The sequence below is a fragment of the Mesorhizobium sp. M7A.F.Ca.MR.362.00.0.0 genome (genome assembly GCF_004023175.1).
Classification (GTDB): Bacteria; Pseudomonadota; Alphaproteobacteria; order Rhizobiales; family Rhizobiaceae; genus Mesorhizobium.
This window is the reverse complement of sequence record NZ_RZTF01000742.1, coordinates 1-1,382: the sequence shown is the minus strand read 5'-3', so window position 1 is coordinate 1,382 and position 1,382 is coordinate 1. Positions and strand designations below refer to the sequence as shown.

At 63.4% G+C, this 1,382-nt stretch carries 2 protein-coding genes; one reads left to right on the top strand and one right to left on the bottom strand.

Features of this window, described 5'->3' with window-relative positions:
* Positions 1-1,041 (bottom strand): glycine--tRNA ligase subunit beta (gene glyS, locus EOC06_RS37320; protein ID WP_128310121.1); only part of this gene is annotated, 1,041 nt, incomplete at its 3' end.
* 88 nt (positions 1,042-1,129) lie between these two features.
* Between glyS and EOC06_RS37315 the strand changes: the two genes are divergently transcribed.
* A partial coding sequence (locus EOC06_RS37315) for a hypothetical protein (RefSeq protein ID WP_128310120.1) occupies positions 1,130-1,382 on the top strand: 253 nt, incomplete at its 3' end.

Genomic DNA, 1,382 nt, shown 5'->3' with positions numbered 1-1,382 from the left:
AGGCAAATCGCCCTGGTCGGTCGTCCAGAAATAAAGCGCGTCGGACAGGCGGGCGTGCACCACCTTGCCGTTGCCGTGGGCGATCTCCTTGCCGCCATCCTTCGCTTGGATATTGGCGGTGAGGATGAAGCGGTTGGAAAGCGCGTCGTCGACACCCTGCGGCCGCGTCACAAAGCACTTCTGGTTGGCTCGGATGGTCAGTCGGATCACTTCGGCTGGGATGGCCAGGAATGCCTCCTCGAACTCGCCCATCAGCACGACAGGCCATTCGACCAGCCCGGACACCTCCTCCAGCAGCCCGTCGTCCTCGACCAGGTCAAGCCCGTTGGCGAAGGCGAGATTGCGGGCATCGGCAAGGATGATCTCCTTGCGCCGATCAGCATCGAGCACGACCTTGGCCGCTTCCAGCTTGGAAACATAGTCGTCGAAGCGGCGTACCGTGATGGCGTCAGGCGCATGAAAACGGTGGCCATAGGTGGTGTTGCCGGAGCGGATACCGTCGATCTCGAAATCGACCACGACAGGCTCCTCGGTCTCCGGGCCGAACGTGCACAGGATCGATTGCAGGGGCCGTACCCAGCGCAGCGAGCCGGGCTTGGCCGAGGCCGGCCCCCAGCGCATCGATTTCGGCCACGGGAAATTGCGGATGATCCCCGGCACCAGTTCGGCGATGATCTCTTCCGCCGCCCTGCCCGGCCTCGAAATGTGGGCGACATAAAAATCGCCCTTCTTCGGGTCGGAATGGACATGGGCCTCGGCGATCGAGGAAAGTCCGGCCTTGCGCAGGAACCCCTGGACCGCCTGTTCAGGCGCCGATGTCGAAGGCCCCTTGATCTCTTCGCTTATATCTTTCGAGCGCGCGGTGAGGCCCCTGATATCGAGCGTCAGCCGGCGTGGCGTCCAGTACTCGCGCGCCGCTTCATAGGTCAGCCCCGCCTCGACCAGGCCGTCGGTCAGCATCTTCCTGAGATCACCCGCCGCCTTGCGCTGCATGCGGGCAGGAATCTCTTCCGAGCGGAGTTCTAGAAGCAGGTCAGGCATGGATGGGGCTCACGCGGCAAAATGGTCCGGGCGGGGGCATAGCAACTCGGCTGGCCGCTGTCACCCTTTCCGCGCGGGGATCGCCGATTTGCGCCCGTTTCCAGAAATTTTGGCCGCCCTGTCGGGACAAGACCGCGCCACCCGTCCTTGGATCAAAGATTTCCATGAACCGAACGCAGCGCTGAAGCGACCCACGCTCAGGCAGGAAACTATTGGCTCAACGACCATGAAACCGGCATCCAGACTTCTGCAGATCCTCGCGCTCGGCGCCTGCTTCACGGCGCAGGCTCACGGCGCCTTCTCGATGCCGGGTGTGCGGCAGGCATTGCGCACGATCGACG